The following is a 1,050-nucleotide window of genomic DNA, read 5'->3' as shown; positions in this document are numbered from 1 at the left end:
GCCGGACACCGTAATGCGTCGTGATTTAATCGATACAGTAAATAGTACGTATAGGGAACTAGTGCTGATTAACTGTACTGAAATACTGGCAAATACAGGTTTATCTGTATTCTGTAGATATCTACACATACATTGCAGGGTGATTCATATCCACTCATCAACAATTTTTGCAAATAACCTCCTGTTAAGTCAGCCAGTTGACAATGTAAGCAGAAGAATCTTTGGTTATAGTTGGTTCTGCAGTCAAGTTTGGAGACTGTGCCTGTATAACGCGAGAGCGTGCCCCATGGCGTAGCCATCTTACGTCCAGCAGTGGACTGCAATAGGCTGATGTATGTAATTGTAAGAAAAACATATTCGTCTGATGTAAAATTATTTACTTTTTAAAATAAATTGGTAGTAAAGTACATAACCAGTTTTGTTCCAATTTACCCGGCCAACAAATGCACCCCGTTTTACAATACCTATGTACCTACCTAAAGCTTTCATAGCCAAACTGATTGCGGCACGTAATACGTCCGAAACAATTATCTAGTCTTCCAACGCCTATCGTCTTCCTAAGGTCACTCCTAGTGATGATGTATGTAACTGACAGTACCTATTGTTGTACTATGTAGGAACTACCTACACAACGTAAAGTAGCTACGGCTGTTTTTGCTCCAACCGAAAATACGTTACCGCGGCTGCGTAAATACACACGGTGTGTTGATCGATCTTTTGTAGCTAGCCCTTTCTTTTTAAATTACCTCATCCAGTTGGGCCAATCTAAGGAAGGCCACGACTTGTTTCTTTCGGGGACAACAAGGGGCCACCTATATCTGACAGTGGAAGCAGTACAGACCATGACTATAGTCACAGAATAATAAGAGTAATTATATTATTAATTTACCTGACGCATGTACTTGGATCGATCACTTCTTGCAGGAACACGCTATAGAGGTGACTTCGAAGAGAGAATAAAATCTATAATAAAAGTAATTGAGGCAAAACCTGGCGCTATTCTTTTCATTGATGAAATACACACTATTATTGGAGCAGGTTCAACAAGTG

Annotated in this window: 1 pseudogene; it reads left to right on the top strand. The window is 39.9% G+C overall.

Annotated elements, in window-relative coordinates:
- Positions 1-911 precede the first annotated feature (911 nt).
- Positions 912-1,050: pseudogene (locus tag ACJ5GX_RS05805) on the top strand (AAA family ATPase); the annotation flags it as partial.

The organism is Wolbachia endosymbiont of Tuta absoluta (genome assembly GCF_059414725.1).
The sequence above is the reverse complement of the archived record's forward strand: the minus strand, read 5'-3'. Positions and strand labels throughout refer to the sequence as shown.